The sequence below is a fragment of the Micromonospora sp. NPDC048907 genome (genome assembly GCF_055586885.1).
In genome coordinates, this window is record NZ_JBVJHI010000009.1 from 170,954 (window position 1) to 191,610 (window position 20,657).

A 20,657-nucleotide genomic window follows, 5' to 3' on the forward strand; every position below is an offset into this window, starting at 1 on the left:
GGCGGGGTCCCGTCGTCTCGGCGGTCAGGCGGCCGCGCGGGCCGGGGTGAGGAACGCGTCGACCGAGCGGCGCAGACCGGCCGCGTCCAGGCCGTGCCAGCGGTCGTGGTCCTCCGGAGTGCCGTAGCGGCGCAGGTCCGACCGGCCCACCCCGAGGGTGAGCAGCCGGTGCGGCCGGTCGGCCAGCGCCGCGCCGACCACCCGGGCCGAGGTGCCCGCCAGGTACGGCTCGACCAGGATCACCTCGGTGCCGGCGAGCGCCCGCAGCCCGGCCGTGTCGAACGGGCGCGGCCGGTGGGTCCAGGCCACCGTGACCGGCCGGTCGGCCACCGCCGCGAGGGCCGCGCCCAGCAGCGGCCCGACGGCCACCAGCAGCGGCGCGCCCGGCCCGGCGTCCCGCATCACCCGCAGGTCACCGGCCTCGGGGTACGCCCGCGCGTTGGTCTGTGTGGACAGCCGCAGGTACGCCGAACCCCGCCCGCACACGGCGTCGCGCAGCAGACCCGGCACCTCGTCCGGGTGGCCGGGCACGTGCACGGTCCAGTCGTTCAGCGTGTCGATCAGCGCCACGTCGGCGGGCGCGAGGTGGGTCCGCCCCGCCGCCGCCCGGTCGTACGACGCGCCGACGCTGACCAGCACCGCACCGACCCCCTGGTGGTCGAGGTCCAGCTTGATCTGCTCGTACGCCCGCTCGATGAGGAACGGCGCGTAGCTGTGCACGATCGGCCGCTGCCCGGTCAGCGCCAGCCCGCCGGCCACGCCCATCATCAACTGCTCCCGGATGCCCACGTTGATCACCCGGTCCGGGTAGCGCGCGGCGGCCGGGGCGAACGCGGCGGCCGAGATGTCGGCCAGCACGATCGTGGTGCGCGGGTCGGCCAGCACCTCCTCGGCGGCGGTCACGAAGATCTCGCGCATGGTCATGATGCTCACTCCCCGTCGGTGACGACCGCGACGACGACGTGCGGCCGGTGGTGGTCGTGCCCGGTCAGGGCGGTGTGCAGGGCCGCGTGGTCCCGGCCGTCGACCGTCGCGGCGGTCCACCCGTTGACGGTGAACCGGCTGGCCGCGCCGCCCGGCCAGCCGTGACTCGCCGACCCGTTGTCCACCACGACCGCGGTGAGGTTGCCGAGCCCGGTGGCGCCCGCGTACGCGATCGCCTCGTGGTTCGAGCCCTCGTCCAGCTCGGCGTCGCCGAGCAGCACGTACACCCGGGGGTCGGTGCGGCCCTGGGCCCGCAGCCCCAGCGCGGTGCCCACGCCCAGGCCGAGGCCGTGGCCGAGCGACCCGGAGCCGATCTCCACCCCGGGCACCAGCAGCCGGTCCGGGTGGTCGCCGAGCCGGCTCTCCGGGCCGCCCTGGTCGTCCAGCCAGTCCGCCGGGACGAAGCCCTTGGCGGCGAGCAGCGCGTAGTAGCCGGCGACCGCGTGCCCCTTGGAGAGCAGGAAGCGGTCGCGGTCCGGGTCGTCCGCGGTCGCCGGGGTGATCCGGAGCACCCGGTCGTAGAGCACCTGGAGCACGTCCAGCGTCGAGTACACGTTGGCGGCGAACTCGCGACCGGCGCGTACCCGGTCGAGCAGCGCCCCCAGCAGTGCGGGGTCGGTGGCGGTTGTCGTCGTCATGCGGATAGCCTCGGAGTTGAAGCGCACTTCAACTCAAGGCCCTGTGATGCACGAAGCAACCCTGACCATCGGCCAGCTCGCCGACCGCAGCGGCGTGGCTCCCTCCGCGCTGCGCTACTACGAGCGGCTCGGGCTGATCCGTGCCGAACGGACCGGCGGCAACCAGCGCCGCTACGCCCGCACGGAGCTGCGCCGGGTGGCCTTCATCCGGATCTCCCAGCAGGTCGGTGTGTCGCTGGAGGAGATCCGGGAGGCGCTGGACTCGCTGCCGTCGGGGCGGACCCCCACCCCCGACGACTGGGCCGCCCTCTCCCGCGCGTGGCGCGAGCGGCTGGACGAGAAGATCCGGCTGCTCGGCAAGCTCCGCGACGACCTCGACGGCTGCATCGGCTGCGGCTGCCTGTCGTTGCAGCGCTGCACCCTCTACAACCCCGGGGACGCGCTCGCCGCCGAGGGCGCCGGCGCCCGGCTCGTGCTCCCCCGCCCCGGGCCCGACGCCGCCTGACCGTCAGCGGACCAGCAGCACCTTGCCCACGTGGTCGCTGGTCTCCACCAGCCGGTGCGCGTCGGCGGCCTCGGCCATCTTCGCCCGGGCGTGGACGACCGGCCGGACCTGCCCCGACTCGACAAGCGGCCACACCTGCTCGCGGACGCCCCGGACGATCTCCGCCTTCTCGGCGAGCGGGCGGGAGCGCAACGCGGTCGCGTGCACCGAGGCCCGCTTCGCCAGCAGCACCCCCAGGTCCAGCTCGCCCTTGCGGCCGCCCTGCATGCCGATCACCACGAGCCGGCCGCCGGTGGCCAGCGCCGCCACGTTCCCCGGCAGGTAGGCCGCACCCATGATGTCCAGGATCACGTCCGCGCCCCGGCCGTCGGTGAACCGGCGCACCTCCTCGACGAAGTCCTGCTCCGCGTAGTCGATCGTGTGCGCGGCACCCAGCTCGCGCAGCCGCTCGTGCTTCGCCGCCCGCGCGGTCACCACCACGGTCGCGCCGAGCGCCACCCCGAGCTGGACGGCGAACGTGCCGATGCCGCTGCCGCCGCCGTGCACCAGGAGCGTCTCGCCCTCGGCCAGCCGGGCCAGCTGCACCACGTTCGACCAGACCGTGCAGGCCACCTCGGGCAGCGCCGCCGCGTCGACCAGGTCGACGCCCGCCGGCACCGGCAGCAACTGGCCGGCCGGCACGGCGACCCGCTCGGCGTACCCGCCGCCGGCCAGCAGCGCGCACACCTCGTCGCCCACCGACCAGCCGGTCACCTCCGGCCCGACCGCGGCCACCACCCCGGCACACTCCAACCCCGGGTACGCCGGCGCGCCCGGCGGCGGCGGATAGTGCCCCTGGCGTTGCAGCAGGTCGGCCCGGTTCACCGCGCTGGAACACACCTCGATCACCACCTCGCCCGGGCCGGGCTCCGGGTCGGGCACCACCGCCCAGACGAGAGCCTCGGGTCCACCGGGTTTCGGGATCGTGATCGCGTGCATGCCCCAGTCTTACCCGATCCGGCCCGCCGTCCACGCCCGGGCCAGGATCTCGTCCACCGTCTCCTCCGGCGTCTGCGTCGAGGTGTCCAGCCAGAGCCCGATCCGCGGCGTGGTGGCCCGGAAGTCGGCGTCCAGGTCGGCCACCGGCCAGTCGCCGTACCCCTGCTTGGGCCGGGCCCGCTCCCGGGCGGCGACCACGTCGGCACGGGGGGCGAGCACCACCACGGCCAGCGGCCGGTGCCGGATCCGCTCGACAAGCGCCGGCAGCTCCGGACCGAGCACCACGTCCTGGAGCACCACGGTGAAGCCCGCCGCGGCGTAGCGGTCGGCGGCCGACGCGGCGAGGTCGTAGCGCAGCCGGAGCTGCCGCCACGCCTCGTCGGTGAGGCCGGCCGTCATCTCCGCCCGCCCGCTGACGATCATGCGGCGGAACACGTCCCCGCGCAGGTGCACGGCGCGCGGCAGCCGCCGGGCCAGCAGCTCGGCCACAGTGGACTTGCCGGCCGCCATGATCCCGCTGATCAGCACCACCGCCGGGGTCTCCCACACGGGAGCATCCTGACAGCAGGGGTGGGATGGCGGCTCGCCCATTTCACCGGCCGTGGCAGACTAGGCACGGCCGCGTACCCCGTCGGGGACGTGGCAGGGAGGGTTCGCCTAGTGGCCGATGGCGCTGGTCTTGAAAACCGGTAAGGCAGCGATGTCTTCGTGGGTTCGAATCCCACACCCTCCGCTCCTGACCGGCCGGTCACCTCTCGGCGAGCCAGCTCACCCCGTCCGGGCCGGGCACCTGCTTCGCGGCCAGCATCGCGTCGAGCGCGGAAGCCAGCCGGATCAGGCCGCCCCGGGTCCGGGGGAAGCGCCGCGCCGAGACGAAGACAATTCCCGCGTGCGGCGTCGACGCCGCCATCCGCGCGAAGTCGGCGATGTTCTCGGTGACGACGCAGCGCTGGTGCCGGGCCGCCCACGCGAGTACGTCCTCGTCCGACCGCGAGGCGAGACCGACCTCCAGGTCCAGGGCGGCGAGCACGTCGTGGCCCCGTTCCCGCAACCGGCGGCCGAGCGCGGGCGGATACATCTCGTCGAGGAGCAGGCCGATCATGCCGGCGGGCGCCCCAGCAGGCCCTGCTCCGCCTGCCAGAGTCGTTCCTCCCGCTCCGCGGCTTCGTGGTTGGCCCGGATGAGCAGGTCGATCTCGGCCGAGTAGGTGGCGTAGTAGCGGAGCGCCGTCGCGATCTGGTCACGGCCGAGGCCGGTGACCTCCATCAGCTCCGCGGCCAGCTCCTCGCCCTCCAGGTCGGGCGACTCGGCGCGGACCGCGTGCAGGGCGCCGATCACCTCCCAGACGTCCGGACCGCCGTTCAGGGCGGCGCGTCGACCGGCCGGCCCCGCCCGGAAGACCACACCGGGATGCTCGTACGTGCGGAGCGACTCGTCGACGAACATGTTCGCCACCGACGAGGACGAGGAGCCCGGGTGTTCACGCACGTAGCGGTCCAGGCGAGCGAGGACGCCCTCGTCGAAGCGGACACTCCGGGGACTACTCATGACTACAGTGTAGCCACCCTGGCCGGAGCGTGAGGACCCGGACGCCGGGCGCTTCCGGTTCGATCCGGCCTGCGGAAGGGGTATGAAGGTGCAGGACATTCGCGCACCCGGAAGGACCGTTTCGATGAGCCTGGAACGACCGATCGCCCCGGACCCGTACGAGCTGCTGCCGACGGTGCCGTCGTTCAACCTCACCAGTGACGACGTGCACAACGGCGAGCCGATGGACGCCCGGTACGCGCACGGCAGCGCCGGCGGCGAGAACGTCTCCCCGCACCTGGCCTGGTCGGGCTTCCCGGACGAGACCAAGAGCTTCGTGGTCACCTGCTTCGACCCGGACGCGCCGACCGGCAGCGGCTTCTGGCACTGGGTGTTGGTGGACGTGCCCGCCTCGGTGACCGAGCTGCCGACCGCGGTCGACGAGGGCGACCTCGGGGGCGCCTTCAGCATCCGCAACGACTACGGCGACACCGGCTACGGCGGGGCCGCCCCGCCGGCCGGGGACCGGCCGCACCGCTACGTGTTCGCGGTGCATGCCGTGGATGTGGAGCGGCTCGACGTGGGCAAGGGGGCCAGCCCCGCGTACGTGGGCTTCAACCTGGCCTTCCACACCCTCGCCCGGGCGGTCATCCGCCCGACGTACCAGGTCAAGGAGTGAGGGGACGGGGCCTCCGCGCCGGCGGAGGCCCCGTGCCGGTCAGTTCGGGACGCGGGCGACCGCGAAGACGGACTGGCCGAACGGCGGCCGGACGCGCTGCTCGGCGGCCTTGGTGGCCGGGAGGACCAGGGTGTCGTAGACCTTCACCATCGGGCCCTCCTTCGGCATCAGCCGGAAGACCTTGGTGGCCATGAAGTAGCCGATCAGGCCGAGGGCGTTCGCATAGTGGATCTTCTCCACGGTGAGGCCCGCCTCGGTCATCGCCGCGGCCAGGGTCTTCTTCGTGTAGCGCCGGACGTGGCCGGTGGCGACGTCCGCCGGGCTCATCGCGAACTGGAACGCGGGCACGATGATGATCACCGCGCCGCCGGGACGGACCAGGTCGCGCATGCTCCGCAGCGCGCCCACGTGGTCGTCGATGTGCTCCAGCACGTTGTACGAGACCGCCGCGCTGTAGTCGCCCCGCTCGGAGTGCGGCAGCAGCATCTGCCGGACCTCGATGCCCGGGTGCTCGGCCAGCCGTTCCTTGAGCCGGACCAGGCGGTCCGGGTCCGCCTCGGTGGCCGTGATCCGGGGCAGGTGCTCGGCCCACTCGAGGGCGTAGTCGCCGAGCCCGCTGCCGATCTCGATGGGGTTGTCACCGAGGTAGGGCACGGCGAGCTCGACGAACCAGCGACGGTGGTTGACCGCCGTCGCGAGGCCCTCCAGCACCTCCGACTGGACGCGCTGATCCCCAGTGATATCTGCCATGCGTCGATTCCTCACGATATGACTGACCCGCGCCTGGACCGACAGAGTCAACCATCCGGATGGACGGCGGGGGAATCGGGGCACCGGGGGTGGCCGAATTGTGGTCGGGGGTGGGCACGTGATCGGCGGTCGGCGAACCCGGCACATAGTACGCCAGTACCCAGAAACATGTCACGGCCCTGCCATACCCTGACTACGCTCTGAATTGTCATGACTACTCCTGAATCGGACGCCGCCCGGGGTGGTGCCGCCGAGGACGGGCCCGACGAGGGCGGACGACCGGGGCAGGGCAGGTGGGTCGACGTCGTCGCCGTGCTCAGTTTCGTGCTGCTCGCCTTCTGGATCACCGCTCGCCTCTGGCTGGACCCGGCCAACGGGGTCCGGGACAACCGCACCGATCAGGCGCAGTTCGAGTGGATGATGGCCCACGGTGCGCGGGTCGTGACCGATTTCGCCTATCCGTTCACCTCGGACCGGATGAATGTGCCGGACGGCGTCAATTTGATGGCCAATACGTCCGTATTATCCATTTCATTGCCAATGACGCCGATCACCGTCTTGTTCGGGCCGCGCTGGTCGTTCCTGCTCTTTCTCACCCTCGGAATGGCCGCCACCGGCGCGGCCTGGTATTTCGTCCTCTCCCGGGTGCTGATCGGCGCCCGCGGTCCGGCCTGGCTGGGCGCCGGTTTCTGCGCCTTCGCGCCGGCCATGGTCTCCCACGCGAACGCCCACCCCAACATCGTCAGCCAGTTCGTGGTGCCGCTGATCGTCTGGCGGACGCTGCGCCTGGCCGAGCCGGGCCGCTGGCTGCGCAACGGGCTGCTGCTCGGTCTGCTGATCGTCTGGCAGGCCTTCCTCAACCTGGAGATCCTGCTGATGACCGCGATCGGCCTGGGCGTCGTGGTGCTGGCGCTCGCCCTCGGCCGGCCCGAACTGCGTGCGGCCGCCCGGCCCTTCGCGGCCGGGCTCGCGGTGGCCGCCGTGCTCTCCGGGGTGCTGCTGGCGTACCCGCTCTCCGTGCAGTTCTTCGGGCCCGGCGCCTACCAGGGGCTCTCCACGCTGATCCGGGGCTACCGCACCGACCTGGCCTCCTACGTCGCCTGGTCCCGGGAGTCCCTCGCCGGCGACGCGCGGGGCAGCGTCTGGCTGGCCAAGAACGCCACCGAGGAGAACGCCTTCTTCGGCTGGCCGCTCGCCGTGCTGACGGTCGCGCTGGTCTGGTGGCTGCGCCGCAACGTCGTGGTGCTCGGCCTGGCCGCCGTCGGCGCGGTCTTCGTGCTGTTCTCACTCGGCCGGGAGATCCGCTTCGACGGGCGGGACACCGGCATCCCGGGCCCCTGGGCGGCGCTGGAGCACCTGCCGATCCTGCACTCGGTGGTGCCCACCCGGTGGTCCCTGGCGCTCACCCCGATCGTCGGCGTCCTGCTCGCGCTCGGTGCCGAGCACATCCGGCGGCTGGCCCGGCGGCACCCGGCCGCCCGGGGCCGGATCCGGTTCGCCACCGCCACGGTGCTCACCATGGCGCTGCTGCCCCTCCTGCCCACCCCGCTGCCGTCGGTACGCCTCGACCCCACCCCGACCTTCGTCACCTCCGGCGCCTGGCGGCCCTACGTGGCCGGCGGGCGCAGCATCGTCACGCTCCCGCTGCCCGACACCACGTACGCCGTCCCGCTGCGCTGGTCCGCCGAGACCCGGCTGGACATGCCGCTGGCCCGCGGCTACTTCCTCTATCCGGACACCCGGCCCGGCGCCGGCCGGGTCGCGCTCTTCACCGCCCCGCCCCGCCCCACCAGCACCTTCTTCACCACCATCCGGCAGACCGACGCGGTGCCGCCGATCACGCCGCAGGACCGGGTGGCCGCCGTGGACGACCTGCGGTACTGGCGGGCGGGCGCGGTGGTGCTCGACCCGCGGCTGCGGCAGGCCGGGTCGCTGTACCGGGGGATGACCGAGTTGACCGGGATCACGCCGACGTTCACCGGCGGGGTCTGGCTCTGGGACGTGCGGCCCCTGGTCGACTGAGCGGCCCGGAGGGCCCGCCGGGTCAGGACTGGCGGACGCAGCAGCCCTGGCAGATCTTCGGCCGGGGCAGGGTGAAGGCCAGGCAGCAGGTGCGCCGCTGCACGGTCGGCTCGCCCGCCGGGCCGGGCACCAGCTCGACCAGGTCGCTCAGGTCGAGCGCGTCGAGCAGCGTGCCGATGGTCGCGGTGGAGGAGCCGGGCAGCGCGTCCGAGGCCCGCAGGATGCCGTGCGCGATGCCGGATGCGACCGAGCCGAGCAGGGTACGGGTGCCGATCCGGACCTCGTCCTGGATGGCCGTGATCAGCGGGGCGAAGTGGGCGTCGAGCAGCGTGGCGCGCAGCGCGTCGAGAAGCGCGGCCTCGTCGGCGACCACCCGGACGTGCGGGTCGCCGGCCAGCGCCAGCGGGTCGCCGGGGAGCACCGCGACAGTGGTGGAGCTGCGCAGGCCCAGGGTGAGCAGCTGGTGATGGTCCTCGAAGTGGACCAGCACGTCGGCCGGGTCGAGCAGCGGGACCCGCCGGGCCGAGGCCCAGCCGAGCACGGCCGGCAGCGCCGTCCAGTAGCTGTAGGACTTCCAGGCCAGCGCGGCGCAGGCGTGCGGGGTGCCACCCCAGCGCCGGCCCGCCGCCCGGAGGAACTCGGGGAGCAGGGTGCCGTCGACCAGCCGGGTGGCCGGGATCCAGCGGGGCGCGCCGTCGGTGACCAGCAGGCCCGGCGCGAGACCGGGCAGGTCGTCGGTGCCGAACATGGCCCGCAGGGTCGCCGTGACCGGGGCGAACGGGGTGGCGACGTTCCGCCCCGGCATCACCGCAGTCACCTGGTCGTCCCCTGTCTGGTCGCCGCACCGGCCGCCGGCTCCCGCCGACTCGGACTAAGGCTAGCCTAACCACAGCTCCCGGTGGAGGGGAAGTGGTCCGGTGGGCTCCGGGGAGAGGTCCCGGTCACTCCGTCGCCCATCGCGTACTACCCGGCGACGTGGGCGGAAAACGCCGCCGAGCGGGGCGGCGGGCCGCGCAAGCATCGACGGATGCCGCTGAATTGTCAAGGTGAGTGTCGAATACGAGGCAGTTTCCGTACACGTTCGGCCACTTAACGTGAAAATGGTCCTCCCGCGTACGAGGAAGCTGATGACGACCTCACCGATCGAGCGTGCCGCCGACTCGTTCGCGGCCGAACTCGCCCGGCACCGCACCGGCCGAGGGCTGTCCAAGAAGCAGTTGGCGACACTGATGGGCTTCGACCCGTCGTACGTCAGCCACGTCGAGGGGCGCCGGCACCGGCCCACCGAGGACTTCGCCCGCCGCGCCGAGGCCGTGCTGGAGGCCAGCGGCGCGATCTGGCAGCGCTTCCGGGAGTACGACGAGCTGCGGCACAGCCGCTCCGGCGGTCCGCACCGGGACCCGCCCGTGCCCGGCCAGTGGCTACCGCCCGGCACCGGGCTGGTCGTCGAGCGCGAGACCGCCACCCTCACCCACTACGACGACGGCTACCACTGCGCCATCCGGCGCGAGCTGTACAACGCGGGCACCGAGCCGGTCACCCGCTACCTCGTCCGGGTCGCCGTCGACCGCTACCCCAACGACCCCGGCCGCTCCAACCGGCACCACCGCGAGCACCCGCTGACCTTCGCCGAGCTGCAACTCACCGCCTACCGGGACGACGGGGGCGCGCGGGAACCGATGCACTGGCGGGCCAAGCACGACCGCGACGCGTTCAAGGAGATCTGGCTGCTGTTCGAGAACGGCGAGGGGCGCTTCCCGCTCTACCCCGGCGACCGGGTCACCATCGAGTACGCGTACCGGGTCGGGCGGGACAAGTGGGGTCCCTGGTTCCAGCGGGCCGTACGCCTGCCCACCCGGCACCTCGGCGTCCGCCTCGACCTCCCCGCGGACCTCGACCCCAAGGTGTGGGGCGCCGAGACCTCCCTCTCCGCCGAGGAGGGGCCGCTGCGTACCCCGATCCAGCGCACCGACGAGGGCGGCCGCGCGATCTTCGAATGGGCGACCGACGACCCGCCGCTGAACGCCCGCTACCGGATGCAGTGGCGGTTCCGCAGCCAGCCGCCGGACGTCGAGCCCGAGGGGCCGGCCCCCGACACCCGGATCCGGGCCAGCGACCGGATGCGCGCCATCGGCATCGTGCAGCGCGGCGACGACCTGCTCCGCCAGCAGGCCCGACCGTTCGACCTGCCACGCGAGGAACAACTCGCGCGGGACGTGGTCGACCGGCTGTCCGGCCTGCTGGTCCGCCTCGACGAACTGCACCCCTTCAGCAAGGGCGTGGGCATCGCCGCGCCGCAGCTCGGGCTCGGCTGGGCCGCCGCCCTGGTCCGCCCCGCCGACCGGGCGGCCGAACCCGTCGTGCTGCTCAACCCCCGGGTGGTGGACAGCTCCCCCGACACCGACGAGCAGTACGAGGGGTGCCTCTCCTTCTTCGACCACCGGGGCCTGGTGCCCCGACCGCTGCGGATCGACGTCGAGCACGCCCAGTGGGACGGCAGCCGCGTCATCACGTCCTTCGAGTACGCGATGGCGCGGCTGGTCGCCCACGAGATCGACCACCTGGAGGGCCGCCTCTACGCCGACCGGATGGCCCCCGGCGTGCCTCTGGTGCCCGTCGAGGAATACCGGGAGAGCGGCAACCCCTGGCGCTACTGACCCGCACGGACTCCGGTACGCGGGCCGGTTGCCGGCCCGACCCGCGTACCGGTGAACGGGGGGCCGGGTCGCGTGCCCCAGGGGGCAGGGGCACGCGACCCGGCTCGGGGGGAACAAGGTCTACAGGTTGCCGAAGGTGTCGTAGCGGATGTTGTCCGGCGGCACGTCGTCCGCGGCCAGCGCGCGCAGGGTCGCCCGGACCATCGGGGCCGAGCCGGAGACGTAGCAGTCGTGCGTGGTCCACGGGCCGTACCGGGTGACGACCTCCGAGATGTCACCCAGTTCGCCGTCGAAGTCCGGGTCGTCGCTGCACGCCGTGGTCACCGACAGCCAGGGATGGGCCGCCACCAGCTTCTCCAGGCCGGGCAGCCCGTACAGCTCCGCCGGCTTGCGGGCCCCGTAGAAGACGTGCACCCAGCGGGTCCGGTTGACCCGGGTCAACTCCTCCACCAGCGCCTTGATCGGGGCCAGCCCGACCCCGCCCGCCACGCAGAGGATGTCCCGGGTCGAGGCCCGGTCCAGGGTCATCGAGCCCATCGGCGCGGCAACCCGTAGCAGGTCACCCGGCCTGGTCCGGCGGACCAGCGCCCCGGACACCCAGCCCGCCGCCCCGGCCGGCGTCCGCACGTGGAACTCCAGGACGTTGTCCTCGTTCGGGGCGTTCGCCACCGAGTACGTCCGCCACACCCGCGGGTGGTGGCGGGGCGTCTCGACACTCACGTACTGGCCGGCCTGCCAGGTCATCGGGTGCTGGAGGGCGCGGACCGTCAGCACCGCGGTGTCCGGGCCGTGCCGCTCGTGGGTGAGCACCTCGGCGTGCCAGAACGGCGGGTTGTCGTCGGACGCCGCGCCGGCCAGCATCCGCTCGCTGATGCTGGCGTACGCCTCCCGCCACGCCTGGTCGTACTCCAGGTTCCAGCCGTCGCCGGCGGTGCTGCGCAGCGCGTCCAGCAGGGCGACACCCATGGTCTCGTAGTGGCTCGCCTCGACATGGAACTTCCGGTGGTCCCGGCCCAGCGCGCGCAGGTACTCGTCGAAGCTCTCCGGGTCGTCCACCGTCTGGGTGGCGGTGACGATCGCCTCCAGGATCCGGTCGCCCTGACCGTTCATCTGCACCGGGAAGAGCATGCGCAGCGCCGGGTCGAGGAGGAACAGCCGGGCGTAGAAGTGACCGCTGAGCCGCTCCCGGTCCTCCTCGACGAGGGTCCAGCTCTCCTTCAGCAACCGCGCGAAGTTCTCCACAGGGGCACGCTCCTTCTCCTGGCGGGCGGATCGGCCCCCACAGAATCTCCACGGAGCGTGCCGGCCGGTCGCACAGAATGTGCGATCGGCTCACCTGGCGGCCGGGACGTGCCGCCCGCCCCCCGGGTGCGGCACAGTGGTCCGGTGACGGTTGACGAGCTCACCCGCCCGGTCTCCCGCCGGACCCTGGGCACCGAGACGCTGCTCGTGCTCGGCCTCTCCCTCGGCCAGTCGGCCGTGTACGCCCTGGTCTCGCTGGTCGCCAAGCTGACCGCCACGGGCGGGCTGTCGAAGCAGACCGCCTCGCTGAACACCTCCGTGTCGGCCCGGCCCTACCTCGACCTGACGTACCAGCTCCTCGGGATCCTCTTCGCGCTGCTGCCGGTGCTGCTCGCCGTACACCTGCTGGCGCGCGACCCCGGCGACCCGGCGCGGACGCTCGGCGCCGACCTCACCCAGCCCGGGTCGGACCTGGCCCGCGGCGCCGGCCTGGCCGCGCTGATCGGCCTCCCCGGGCTGGCCCTGTTCTGGGCGGCCGCCCAGCTCGGCATCAACGCCACCCTCGTCCCGGCCGCGCTGCCGCCCCTCTGGTGGGCGGTGCCGGTGCTGATCCTGGCCGCCGTGCAGAACGCCGTGCTGGAGGAGGTGATCGTGGTCGGCTACCTGGTCACCCGGCTGCGACAGCTCCGGTGGCGGCTCGCCACCGTGCTCGCGGCGAGTGCCCTGCTGCGCGGTTCCTACCACCTCTACCAGGGCTTCGGCGCGTTCCTCGGCAACGCCGTGATGGGCGTGATCTTCGGCCTGTTCTACCTGCGTACCCGGCGGGTGGGGCCGCTGATCGTCGCGCACACCCTGCTCGACGTGGTCGCCTTCGTCGGCTACGCCCTCCTGCCGAAGTCCTGGTTCGGCTGGCTCTGACGGCGGGCCGGGCGGTAGAGACTGGTCGCCCGGGCGGCCAGGCGCTCGGTGGCGCTCGCGTCGCCCGTCGCCGCGGCGAGCGCCGCCGCGCCGGGAAGCAGCCGCGCGGCCAGCCGCAGGCCCAGCCAGCCCGCGGCCTGCGCGGCCAGCGGAGTGGCCAGCCGCCACGCCGCCTCGGCCGCCCGGGACCACGACCCCTCCACCGGAGCACCGGCCGAGCGCACCCCGTCCAGCGCGGCGCGGGCCGTGCCGGCGTCCGGGTGCACCTGGGTCAGCACCAGCAGCTCGACCACCCGGTCGGGATGCGCCGGATCCCGGCCGTAGACGGCGGCCAGGTGCAGCACCAGGTTGGCCTGCGTCCACAGCACCGCGGTGAGCTCCGCCACCGGCGCGAACAGCCCGGCGCCCGCCGCGAGCGCGCCACCCGTCCCGGCCAGCCGGACGAACCGCCGGGTCACCAGCCGGGCCAGCCCGTCGGCGCCGGCGTCCGGGTAGGCGTCGCGGGTCCGGTCCACCCAGTCCGCGGCGCGCGGCCCGAGGGCCTCCACCGCCGCGAGGGCCAGCAGCTCCGGCGCGAAGCCCGGATGTTCGAGTACGCGCGCACCGACCGCACGCCAGCCCGGCCCGGCTTCGCGCCGTTCCACCCGAACCGGCGCCGGGGCCGTCCCGGCAGCGGACCCGGTTCCGGCCAGCTCGACCTCGGCTGGCGGTGCCGGTTGGTCGCGCTGCGGGGCGGTCGGTTCGGCCGGGACCTGCGCGGCGTCCTGCTCGGGCGGGAGCTGCGCGGTGGTTCCCGCCGGATCGTTCTCCGCAGGAGTTTCGGTAGCGGCTTGGGCAAGGGTGGGCTCGGCGGCCTCCGTGCCGGCGGTGGTTCCCCGACGAGCGGGTGCGCGCTTCGCCGGCGCCTTGGTGCCCTTCCGTGCCCGTCCGGTGCGCGCCGGCGTCACCGTCCCCGCCGGCGTCGCGGCCGGCTCGGCCGCCCCCGGCTCGGACCCGGCCGTTCCGGCGGCGTCGGTCCCCGTGGGTGCCGTGGTTGCGGGCTCCGCCGGAGCCGTGGGCGCTGCCGCGGACTTCCGCGCGGCCGGGGTGGCCTTCTTCGGCGGCGTGGCCTTCTTCGCGGCCGGGGCACGGCGGGTCCGCTTCGGCGGCTCCTCGATCACCGGCTCGTCGGCGGGAGCGGCGGCCGGCGGTGGCGCGACGGCCGGCGTACCGGCATCGGGGGCGGCGACGTCGACGGACGGTCGCGGGCGTGGAGCCGCCGGCACCTCAGCGGCGGCCGGGGCGGCGGCCTGCGCCGGGTCCGGTGGCTGGAACAGGACCGTCGGTGCCGCCGTGGCCCGCCGGGGCCGCGGCGGTGTGTCGTCCGCCACCTCGGCCGGAGCGGGCTCGGGCGCGGGCGGCGGGGTGAAGGTCGGGCGGGGGGAGCGGCTCCGCCGACCCTTGGCGGCGGGCTCGCGACGGGGCTGATCGCTCGGCGGCTGCTCCTGCATATCGATGGAGCGTAGACCCGAGCGTGACGCCGCACACGACGAAAACGCAGGGGGCGGGCGCTTCCCGGTAGTCGCTTTGCCCCCGGTGGGTGCGGGCCTGTATCCTCGGGCGCGGTGGTCTCCGGGCCACCTGGGAGACTTCGCCTAGTCTGGTCTATGGCGCCGCACTGCTAATGCGGTTGGGGTCTTAAAGCCCCTCCCGGGTTCGAATCCCGGAGTCTCCGCGCGAAAGCCGGTGTGTAGACTGGCCGAGCAGCAAGCGCCCGTAGCTCAATGGATAGAGCATCTGACTACGGATCAGAAGGTTAGGGGTTCGAGTCCCTTCGGGCGCACAATAGTGAACAGGGAAAACGCACAGGGCCGGTCGCTTGCGACCGGCCCTGACAGCAACCGGTGACAGCAACCTCATTCCGGAGCCCCGTCATCGAGCAGGCCGCCCAGCTGATCCAGCGCCGCCCGCTTGTCATCCAGGCTCACATGACCGTAGACCGTCATGGTCATCTCCAACGTGCTGTGCCCCACGATGTCCATCACCGTGCGGGGCGGCACGCCCAGGGCCAGCAGAACCGAGACGCAGCCGTGCCGCAGATCATGCAGCCGGATCGCCGGCAACCCGGCCGCCGCGCACTGGTACTGGACGAGGCGAGTGCAGTTGCGCGGATCCAGCGGCGTGCCGACCGGGGTGGTGAAGACATAGCCGAGACTCGGCCACTTCGCCCCGAGCGCCAGCCGTTCCGCCTCCTGGCCCTGCCGGTGACCCCGCAGCGCACGCACCACGAGCCCGGGCAGCGGCACCGCGCGGGCCGACCGCTGCGTCTTCGTCGGGAAGGTCGCCAGTTGCCCGTCGACGCGATGCAGGCTGCGCCGCACCCGCAGGACGCCCGCCTCCAGGTCCACGTCGTCCCACCGCAGCCCGAGCGCTTCGCTCCGGCGAAGACCGAGCACCGCGAACACGACGAACAGCGCGTGCAGCCGGTGGTCCCGGGTTGAGTTCAGCAGCGCCCGCACCTGCTGGACCGTCAACGGCTCCCGCTCCTGCTTCGCTGGCCGAGGTGCCCGCACCAGCTTCGCCACGTTGCGCGGGATGATCTCCTCCCGCATGGCATCTTCCAACGCCGCCCGCAGCACCGCATGCGCCAGCTGGGCCGTCCGCTCGCCCACACCGTCAGCCGCGAGCGCGGCGAGGAATTGCCGAACGTCGCGGGCGCCCAGCTGGCCCAGGCGCTTCCGTCCGAGCCTTGGCACGAGGTGCTTTGCGATCAGGTCCCGATATGACCGGGCAGTGTTCGGCCGCACCCGAGGGGCCGCTACCTGCTCCATCCACTCTCCGAGGTAACGAGCGACCGTCAGGCCAGCGGGAGCCAAGGGAGCCCCTGCCCGGACCTGCTTACGGATCTCGACAAGCTTCGTCTCCACCTCCTCCGGCGACCTGCCGTACACGTACCGGCGCGACTCACCACCGCCCGGCTTCGGCACGAAATACGCCGCCGTCCACCGGCCGTCCTTGCGCAGGTAGATCGAGCCCTCACCATTGCCCCGCTTGGACCGCCGCGGCTTCCGTTCGGCCGGCGGCTGCTCACCCTTATTCATCTGTCGTCCTCCCCGGCTTCCAGGCGAGCCACGTACTCCCGCAAGGCAGTTGCCGAGATCCGGCGCGAACCGCCGGCCTTAACCGACCGCAGCTGACCCGAGCGGATCAGGTCGAAGACCTTGGACCGGCCGACGTTCAGGACCCGAGCCACCTGCTCCGGGCGGAGCAACAGCGGCGGCAGGTCATCGGCCGGCAGCTCCCACAGCCGCGCGGGCAACGGACGTACCTCCGAGATGGTCACCGTTCCTCCTGGTCCTGAGCGTCGAGAGAAGTTGCCGAAACGTCGGGAGGGTCGGCGGCGGCCCGTCTCGCGGCGTCGAGTTGTGCCCGCCATTGGATGCGTTCTGAGATGGCCCGCAGGACCCGGTGGCCGAGAGGTGGCACGTCCGGGTCGGTGGGTTTGGCGAGTTCCCAGGCGTGCCGCACTGCGTCGGAGCCGGCGGGGGCGGTGTCGGCGTCGGTGGTGACGCCGAGCAGTGCCTTGACCCAGTCGCGCCGGTCGGCGCGGTGGTCGGCCAGGGTCTTGCCGGACCACTGGCGGGAGATGAGGACGCGTCGGCCGCCGATGCCGAGGGTTTCCCGCTTGTGGACCTTGTTCTTGCAGTTCCCCGGCTTGAGTCCGGGCCGGGCCTTCTTGGGCTGGACGCCGTAGAGCAGCCAGTTCGCGCACCGCTCGGAGCAGGGCGTGTGGCGTAGCTCCTGCCAGAGCCGTTCCAGGTGGGCACGCTGGCGGCCGGTGGTCACCTGGTGGCAGTCGGCGGCCTGCTTGGTCAGGTACTTGGTGATGTACCCGACGCACCTGTCCGCGTCCTTGGTGCCAGCGAGCACGCCCTTGGCGTCGACCTGGACACCGAAACGAACGACGTGCACCGGTTCGGCGTCGGGGTCGACGTCGACCAGGTCTAGGGCGTCATCCCACGACGGCAGCAGCTCGCCGGTCGCCGGGTCGGTGTAGCCGCCCGCGTCCGGGTTCCATTGCGGCGCCCGTCCGGGTTCGTAGACCCGCTGATCGACCGAGGGCCACCACACCTGGTGGTAAGTGGCGGCGGCGACCTGGCGGATCAGGGCGCGGGGGATGGTGCCCCGGATGGCGAAGTGCGCGTGAGGGGCCAGCCGGCGTTGCGGCTCGACCGCACCCGCGTACTGGACGTTCCAGCCCACGGCGCGGCGCAGGTTCTGCCAAAACCGATCGAGGAGCCGGGGGAAGTGCACGGCATCCCAGGCCGCGCGCCGGTAGTCGTAGGCGTCCGGGTCGACCGGGGTGCCGTCGGAGTTGACGCGGCCGTAGGAGCCGAGGGTGAGGGTCAGGAACATCGACGGCCGGAACACCTGCCCGCCGTGCCCCTCGAAGGTCCGCCCGACCGTCCGGCTCTCCACCGGCAGCCGGGGCAGGTCCGGGGCATCCTGCCGCCGCTTGGTCGACCGCACCCGCCGCTTCCCGTCGCCGTCCTCCTGGTCCTCGCTGGTGTGCGGCGGAGCAGGGCGACCCCGGAGCCCTTCGGTAGTGATCTGGCCTTCCAGCTCACCGATCGCGTCATCCAGGTCCGCGACCTGATCCCACTGCGACGCGCGGGCCGCCTCATCCCGGGCGAATTCCAGGTGAGCGCGGGCGACGATCAGCCCGCGTTGGGCGTCGGTGGCGGGCAGTGGGCCGGGGTCGGGTTCGTCGTCGCGGTGCCATCCCTCGCGGATCTGTTGCTGCCGCAGCTTCCGAGCGCGGGTGGCGCAGGCCGGGCACTTGGCCTCCTGCGTGGCGCCGCACGGCATGTCGATCACCTCGGTCTGCCCCGAGCCGAGGTCGGTGCGGCGCAGGGAGACGGGGCGGGTGCAGACGCCGTAGTCCGCCGCGAGGTCGGCCACGACGTTGACGGAGCGGGGCATGAGCATCCGGGCCGCCCGGGAGCCCGGTCTCGGACCCTCCGCCGGAGAGGGGGCGAGGCCGGGCAGCGGGGTGATAGTCATCGGCCCACCCCCACAGCCGGGGTCAGGTCGCGGACACGGAGGGCGGGACGCGGGTCGGCGGTGGCGTGGTCGTCCCGCAGCGGATCGAACGCGACGACGCCGGCCCGTGTGGTTTTGGCTCGGTACATGGCCGCGTCGGCGTCGGCCAGGGCAGCGGCGAGGCCGGACGGGCTGGCCGGGGCGAGGCCGATGCTGGCGGTCACTGACACCGACACACCGGAGGGCAGGCGGACGGGAGCGGCGATCGCGGCGGCGAGCTGGCGGGCAGCCCGAGCCGGGTTCGGATCGAGCAAAAGGGCGGCGAACTCGTCCCCGCCGAGCCGGGCCGCGATGCCCTGGACCGACCGCAGGCGTTGCGCGACGGCGGTGAGGACCAAGTCCCCGGCGGCGTGGCCGTGGGTGTCGTTGACCGGCTTGAAGCCGTCCAGGTCCACCACGGCAACCCACGGCCGCAGTGGGGCGAGTTGGGTCCAGGCGTCGGCGAGCCCGGCGCGGTTGGCGAGGCCGGTGAGCGGGTCGCGGAGGGTGGCGCGTTGCAGGGCGACCAGCTCGTAGCGGGCGACGTAGAGCCGGTACTGATCCCGGGCGAACAGGGCGAGGCCAGCAGCGAAGAGGAAGCCGGAGAGCAGGTCGTCGGTCATCGAGTCACCTCCCGAGTCAGCGGGGTGCCGTTACGGCGGACGAACGCGGTCGACGGCACCGGAACAACCGGAGCCGGAGCGGGCAGGGTCGGAGCGGGCGGGACCAGGGCGACGGGTTCCGGCGCCGGGGCGGGCGGAGCCGGCTCGACCGCGGGGGCGGGCGGCGCGACCGGTCGGGCCGGCGGAACGACGGCCGGCGGGATGACGGCCGGTGCGGCGGCGGGTTCGTCGTCCGGCACGGGGACCGGGGCCGTGGTGAGGACGAGCTTGGACAGGCCCATGAACGCCAGCGCTGGCACGGCCGACAGCAGCCACCCGGACAGACCAGGCTTGGCCACGGCGAGCTGCGCGGCCAGGGACAGGGCGACGGCGGCGACGAGCAGGAACATCGGGTACCCGATCGGAGCGCCCGCCCGGCGTCGGCGGCGGATGGTGAGCAGCGCGGCGACAGGGACGAATTCGGAGATGACGGCATTGGCCCAGCCGAACCACGCCCCGGTCCCCGGGGGCGAGTTGTCGAGGGTCCAGTCCTTGACGTGGGTGAACGACGCGGCGCCCGCGAAGCCAGCGACCAGGAGCAGGATGACGACCAGGACCAGGCCCTCAGCACGGTCGGCGCGGGTCGCGGTGGGGTGAGGTTTCATGCGGCACCGTCCAGGACTTCACCGTCGATGACCCGCAGACGGCCGTAGGTGTGGGCCATGTCGCGGATCTCGTCATCGCTGAGGTAGGAGAACCGGACCCGCATCGGCGTCGGGTCACCGTCGATGACCACGAACCCGACACCCGGCTGGGACTGGGGGATGCGGTCGCAGAGCGCGCCCCGGTCCCGCATCCCCTCACCGAGCACCAGGTCCACCTGAGCCGCTTCCGCCAGCCGCAGACCGATGCGGGTCGGGAACAGGTCGCGGAACGGCAGGACCTCCTTGCGCGGGTCCTGGATCGCGGCCAGGACGTGCACCCCGACCGCCCGACCCTGCGACAGCAGGATCGACAGCGCGGCCTTGATCCGGTCCTTCAACTGCCGGTCAGTCAGGTACGCCGTCAGGTTCGCCAGCTCGTCAATGACGACGACGATCAGCGGCTCATCCGGCGTCGGCGTGTGCTGGCGTGTCCGGCCGTAGAGCTTCCCGGCACGCTCCTTGGCGACGCTGGCGGCTTCCTCGATCAGCTCACACATCGCGGCGTAGTCCTTGCGAGCGAACCGGGCGAACATCGGCGCACCCATGCCCAACTCCATGCCGCCTTTCGGGTCCAGGCCCCACAGCTGCACGAGCCCGGAGGTGACCCCGTTGGCGAGGGAGCGAACGAAGGACCAGATGACCGAGCCCTTCCCCGCCCCGGTGGCCCCGACGACGAGAACCTGTGTGCCGAACAGGCGCAGCTCGTATCCGTCGCCGTCCTCCCTGCGACCGACCGGCAGGGCGGCGAACTCGGGCACCGCCGGTACCGGGAGCGGGCGAACGAGCTTGGCGAGGGGGTCACCGCGGAATAGGTGCAGCAGCACCACATCCGGCCGCGAGCCGGGCGCCGCTTTGACCTGCCGGACGCCGAACGTGTGCGCCAACCTCTCGGCGACGCGGGCGAAGTCGTCGGGGATCTGGCCGGTGACCATCCGCACCGTCACCACATCGACCCCGGCCGAGCAGGAGACCTTCCGTAGCACCGGCAGGACCGTGTGCGAGTCGAACGAGACAGCCAGCTTGGCGGTGACCATCGCGGCGTGCCAGTTGCGCCGGTACAGCCAACGCCGGAATCGGGCGAGGATCGGCCACCACCCAAACCGCAGGAACGACGACCGGTGTCCGAAGGCCCAGCCGGTCGAGACGACGGTGACCAGGGCGACGACGCCGAGCGGGCCGACCCACCCGAACCGCAGATACAGCCAGCCGAAGAACACCGCCGGGGCGGTGACGTACCAGAAGCGCACCAGCACCAGGACCAGGCGGCCGAGGGCCTTGAGGGTCCACCACGAGAGCGCGAGCCAGAGCGGGATGCGGATGAACGGGGTACGGACGTTGATCGGGGCAGGATCGAGCCGCTCCCCCCGGATCACGTTGACCAGCGGCATGG

General features: G+C 73.0%; 21 protein-coding genes and 3 tRNA genes. 8 read left to right on the top strand and 16 right to left on the bottom strand.

Features of this window, described 5'->3' with window-relative positions:
- Nucleotides 1-24: 24 nt before the first annotated feature.
- Together ACZ6PY_RS27160 and ACZ6PY_RS27165 are read right to left on the bottom strand one after the other, a co-directional pair.
- On the bottom strand, nt 25-918 hold the full coding sequence (locus ACZ6PY_RS27160; RefSeq protein ID WP_466077104.1) for a transketolase family protein: 894 nt from the start codon (nt 916-918) through the stop codon (nt 25-27).
- 11 nt (nt 919-929) lie between these two features.
- Nucleotides 930-1,622 (bottom strand): transketolase, encoded by a 693-nt coding sequence (locus ACZ6PY_RS27165; RefSeq protein WP_466076964.1) that lies wholly within the window; start codon nt 1,620-1,622, stop codon nt 930-932.
- A 46-nt stretch (nt 1,623-1,668) separates the two neighbouring features.
- Between ACZ6PY_RS27165 and soxR the strand changes: the two genes are divergently transcribed.
- Nucleotides 1,669-2,127 (top strand): redox-sensitive transcriptional activator SoxR, encoded by a 459-nt coding sequence (gene soxR, locus ACZ6PY_RS27170; RefSeq protein ID WP_466076967.1) that lies wholly within the window; start codon nt 1,669-1,671, stop codon nt 2,125-2,127.
- 3 nt (nt 2,128-2,130) lie between these two features.
- On the opposite strand, the gene ACZ6PY_RS27175 is transcribed toward soxR, so the two are convergent.
- Both ACZ6PY_RS27175 and ACZ6PY_RS27180 read right to left on the bottom strand, forming a co-directional pair.
- Nucleotides 2,131-3,105, bottom strand: a complete 975-nt coding sequence (locus tag ACZ6PY_RS27175; RefSeq protein ID WP_466076971.1) for an NAD(P)H-quinone oxidoreductase — start codon at nt 3,103-3,105, stop codon at nt 2,131-2,133.
- Nucleotides 3,106-3,114: 9 nt separating this feature from the next.
- Nucleotides 3,115-3,654 (bottom strand): AAA family ATPase, encoded by a 540-nt coding sequence (locus ACZ6PY_RS27180; RefSeq protein WP_466076975.1) that lies wholly within the window; start codon nt 3,652-3,654, stop codon nt 3,115-3,117.
- Between the two features lie 97 nt (nt 3,655-3,751).
- On the opposite strand from ACZ6PY_RS27180, the gene ACZ6PY_RS27185 reads away from it, so the two are divergent.
- A tRNA-Ser gene (locus ACZ6PY_RS27185) sits at nt 3,752-3,838 on the top strand.
- 15 nt (nt 3,839-3,853) lie between these two features.
- Here the strand turns inward: ACZ6PY_RS27185 and ACZ6PY_RS27190 are convergent.
- Entirely contained in the window at nt 3,854-4,207 is a 354-nt protein-coding gene (locus ACZ6PY_RS27190; protein ID WP_466076978.1) for a DUF5615 family PIN-like protein, read from the bottom strand.
- Entirely contained in the window at nt 4,204-4,653 is a 450-nt protein-coding gene (locus ACZ6PY_RS27195; RefSeq protein ID WP_466076980.1) for a hypothetical protein, read from the bottom strand. Before ACZ6PY_RS27195 ends, ACZ6PY_RS27190 begins: the two co-directional genes overlap by 4 nt.
- 124 nt (nt 4,654-4,777) lie before the next feature.
- On the opposite strand from ACZ6PY_RS27195, the gene ACZ6PY_RS27200 reads away from it, so the two are divergent.
- Nucleotides 4,778-5,311, top strand: coding sequence for a YbhB/YbcL family Raf kinase inhibitor-like protein (locus ACZ6PY_RS27200; protein ID WP_466076983.1), 534 nt, complete (start codon nt 4,778-4,780; stop codon nt 5,309-5,311).
- Nucleotides 5,312-5,350: 39 nt separating this feature from the next.
- Here the strand turns inward: ACZ6PY_RS27200 and ACZ6PY_RS27205 are convergent, their stop codons facing one another.
- Entirely contained in the window at nt 5,351-6,061 is a 711-nt protein-coding gene (locus tag ACZ6PY_RS27205; protein WP_466076986.1) for a class I SAM-dependent methyltransferase, read from the bottom strand.
- Between the two features lie 210 nt (nt 6,062-6,271).
- Between ACZ6PY_RS27205 and ACZ6PY_RS27210 the strand changes: the two genes are divergently transcribed.
- Nucleotides 6,272-8,083, top strand: coding sequence for a hypothetical protein (locus ACZ6PY_RS27210; RefSeq protein ID WP_466076989.1), 1,812 nt, complete (start codon nt 6,272-6,274; stop codon nt 8,081-8,083).
- Nucleotides 8,084-8,105: 22 nt separating this feature from the next.
- Here the strand turns inward: ACZ6PY_RS27210 and ACZ6PY_RS27215 are convergent, their stop codons facing one another.
- Entirely contained in the window at nt 8,106-8,888 is a 783-nt protein-coding gene (locus ACZ6PY_RS27215) for a hypothetical protein (RefSeq protein WP_466077107.1), read from the bottom strand.
- A gap of 322 nt (nt 8,889-9,210) precedes the next feature.
- On the opposite strand from ACZ6PY_RS27215, the gene ACZ6PY_RS27220 reads away from it, so the two are divergent.
- Nucleotides 9,211-10,740: a peptide deformylase gene (locus tag ACZ6PY_RS27220; protein WP_466076992.1), complete on the top strand. Its 1,530-nt coding sequence runs from the start codon at nt 9,211-9,213 to the stop codon at nt 10,738-10,740.
- Nucleotides 10,741-10,860: 120 nt separating this feature from the next.
- On the opposite strand, the gene ACZ6PY_RS27225 is transcribed toward ACZ6PY_RS27220, so the two are convergent.
- The gene (locus tag ACZ6PY_RS27225) at nt 10,861-11,982 is read right to left on the bottom strand and encodes a globin domain-containing protein (RefSeq protein ID WP_466076995.1); all 1,122 of its coding nucleotides are present in this window, start codon (nt 11,980-11,982) and stop codon (nt 10,861-10,863) included.
- Between the two features lie 144 nt (nt 11,983-12,126).
- Here ACZ6PY_RS27225 and ACZ6PY_RS27230 point away from each other — a divergent pair, with 144 nt between their 5' ends.
- Entirely contained in the window at nt 12,127-12,900 is a 774-nt protein-coding gene (locus tag ACZ6PY_RS27230) for a CPBP family intramembrane glutamic endopeptidase (RefSeq protein WP_466076998.1), read from the top strand.
- Here ACZ6PY_RS27230 and ACZ6PY_RS27235 read toward each other — a convergent pair.
- Nucleotides 12,861-14,390 carry a hypothetical protein gene (locus tag ACZ6PY_RS27235; protein WP_466077001.1) on the bottom strand — a complete coding sequence of 510 codons (1,530 nt, stop codon included), beginning with the start codon at nt 14,388-14,390 and terminating at the stop codon, nt 12,861-12,863. The two genes, ACZ6PY_RS27230 and ACZ6PY_RS27235, sit on opposite strands and share 40 nt — an antisense overlap.
- A gap of 133 nt (nt 14,391-14,523) precedes the next feature.
- On the opposite strand from ACZ6PY_RS27235, the gene ACZ6PY_RS27240 reads away from it, so the two are divergent.
- Nucleotides 14,524-14,614: transfer RNA gene (locus tag ACZ6PY_RS27240), tRNA-Ser, on the top strand.
- Nucleotides 14,615-14,649: 35 nt separating this feature from the next.
- A tRNA-Arg gene (locus ACZ6PY_RS27245) sits at nt 14,650-14,722 on the top strand.
- Nucleotides 14,723-14,795: 73 nt separating this feature from the next.
- On the opposite strand, the gene ACZ6PY_RS27250 is transcribed toward ACZ6PY_RS27245, so the two are convergent.
- Genes ACZ6PY_RS27250 through ACZ6PY_RS27275 form a run of 6 tightly spaced genes read right to left on the bottom strand, consistent with a single transcriptional unit; the run spans nt 14,796 to nt 20,655 of the window.
- Nucleotides 14,796-15,980 (bottom strand): tyrosine-type recombinase/integrase, encoded by a 1,185-nt coding sequence (locus ACZ6PY_RS27250; protein ID WP_466077004.1) that lies wholly within the window; start codon nt 15,978-15,980, stop codon nt 14,796-14,798.
- The gene (locus tag ACZ6PY_RS27255) at nt 15,977-16,222 is read right to left on the bottom strand and encodes a helix-turn-helix domain-containing protein (RefSeq protein ID WP_466077007.1); all 246 of its coding nucleotides are present in this window, start codon (nt 16,220-16,222) and stop codon (nt 15,977-15,979) included. Before ACZ6PY_RS27255 ends, ACZ6PY_RS27250 begins: the two co-directional genes overlap by 4 nt.
- Nucleotides 16,219-17,943, bottom strand: a complete 1,725-nt coding sequence (locus ACZ6PY_RS27260) for a replication initiator (RefSeq protein WP_466077010.1) — start codon at nt 17,941-17,943, stop codon at nt 16,219-16,221. The genes ACZ6PY_RS27255 and ACZ6PY_RS27260 overlap by 4 nt, the downstream gene beginning before the upstream one ends.
- On the bottom strand, nt 17,940-18,584 hold the full coding sequence (locus tag ACZ6PY_RS27265; protein ID WP_466077013.1) for a GGDEF domain-containing protein: 645 nt from the start codon (nt 18,582-18,584) through the stop codon (nt 17,940-17,942). The genes ACZ6PY_RS27260 and ACZ6PY_RS27265 overlap by 4 nt, the downstream gene beginning before the upstream one ends.
- Nucleotides 18,581-19,228, bottom strand: coding sequence for a DUF2637 domain-containing protein (locus ACZ6PY_RS27270; RefSeq protein WP_466077016.1), 648 nt, complete (start codon nt 19,226-19,228; stop codon nt 18,581-18,583). The genes ACZ6PY_RS27265 and ACZ6PY_RS27270 overlap by 4 nt, the downstream gene beginning before the upstream one ends.
- On the bottom strand, nt 19,225-20,655 hold the full coding sequence (locus tag ACZ6PY_RS27275; protein WP_466077019.1) for an FtsK/SpoIIIE domain-containing protein: 1,431 nt from the start codon (nt 20,653-20,655) through the stop codon (nt 19,225-19,227). The genes ACZ6PY_RS27270 and ACZ6PY_RS27275 overlap by 4 nt, the downstream gene beginning before the upstream one ends.
- Nucleotides 20,656-20,657: the final 2 nt, after the last annotated feature.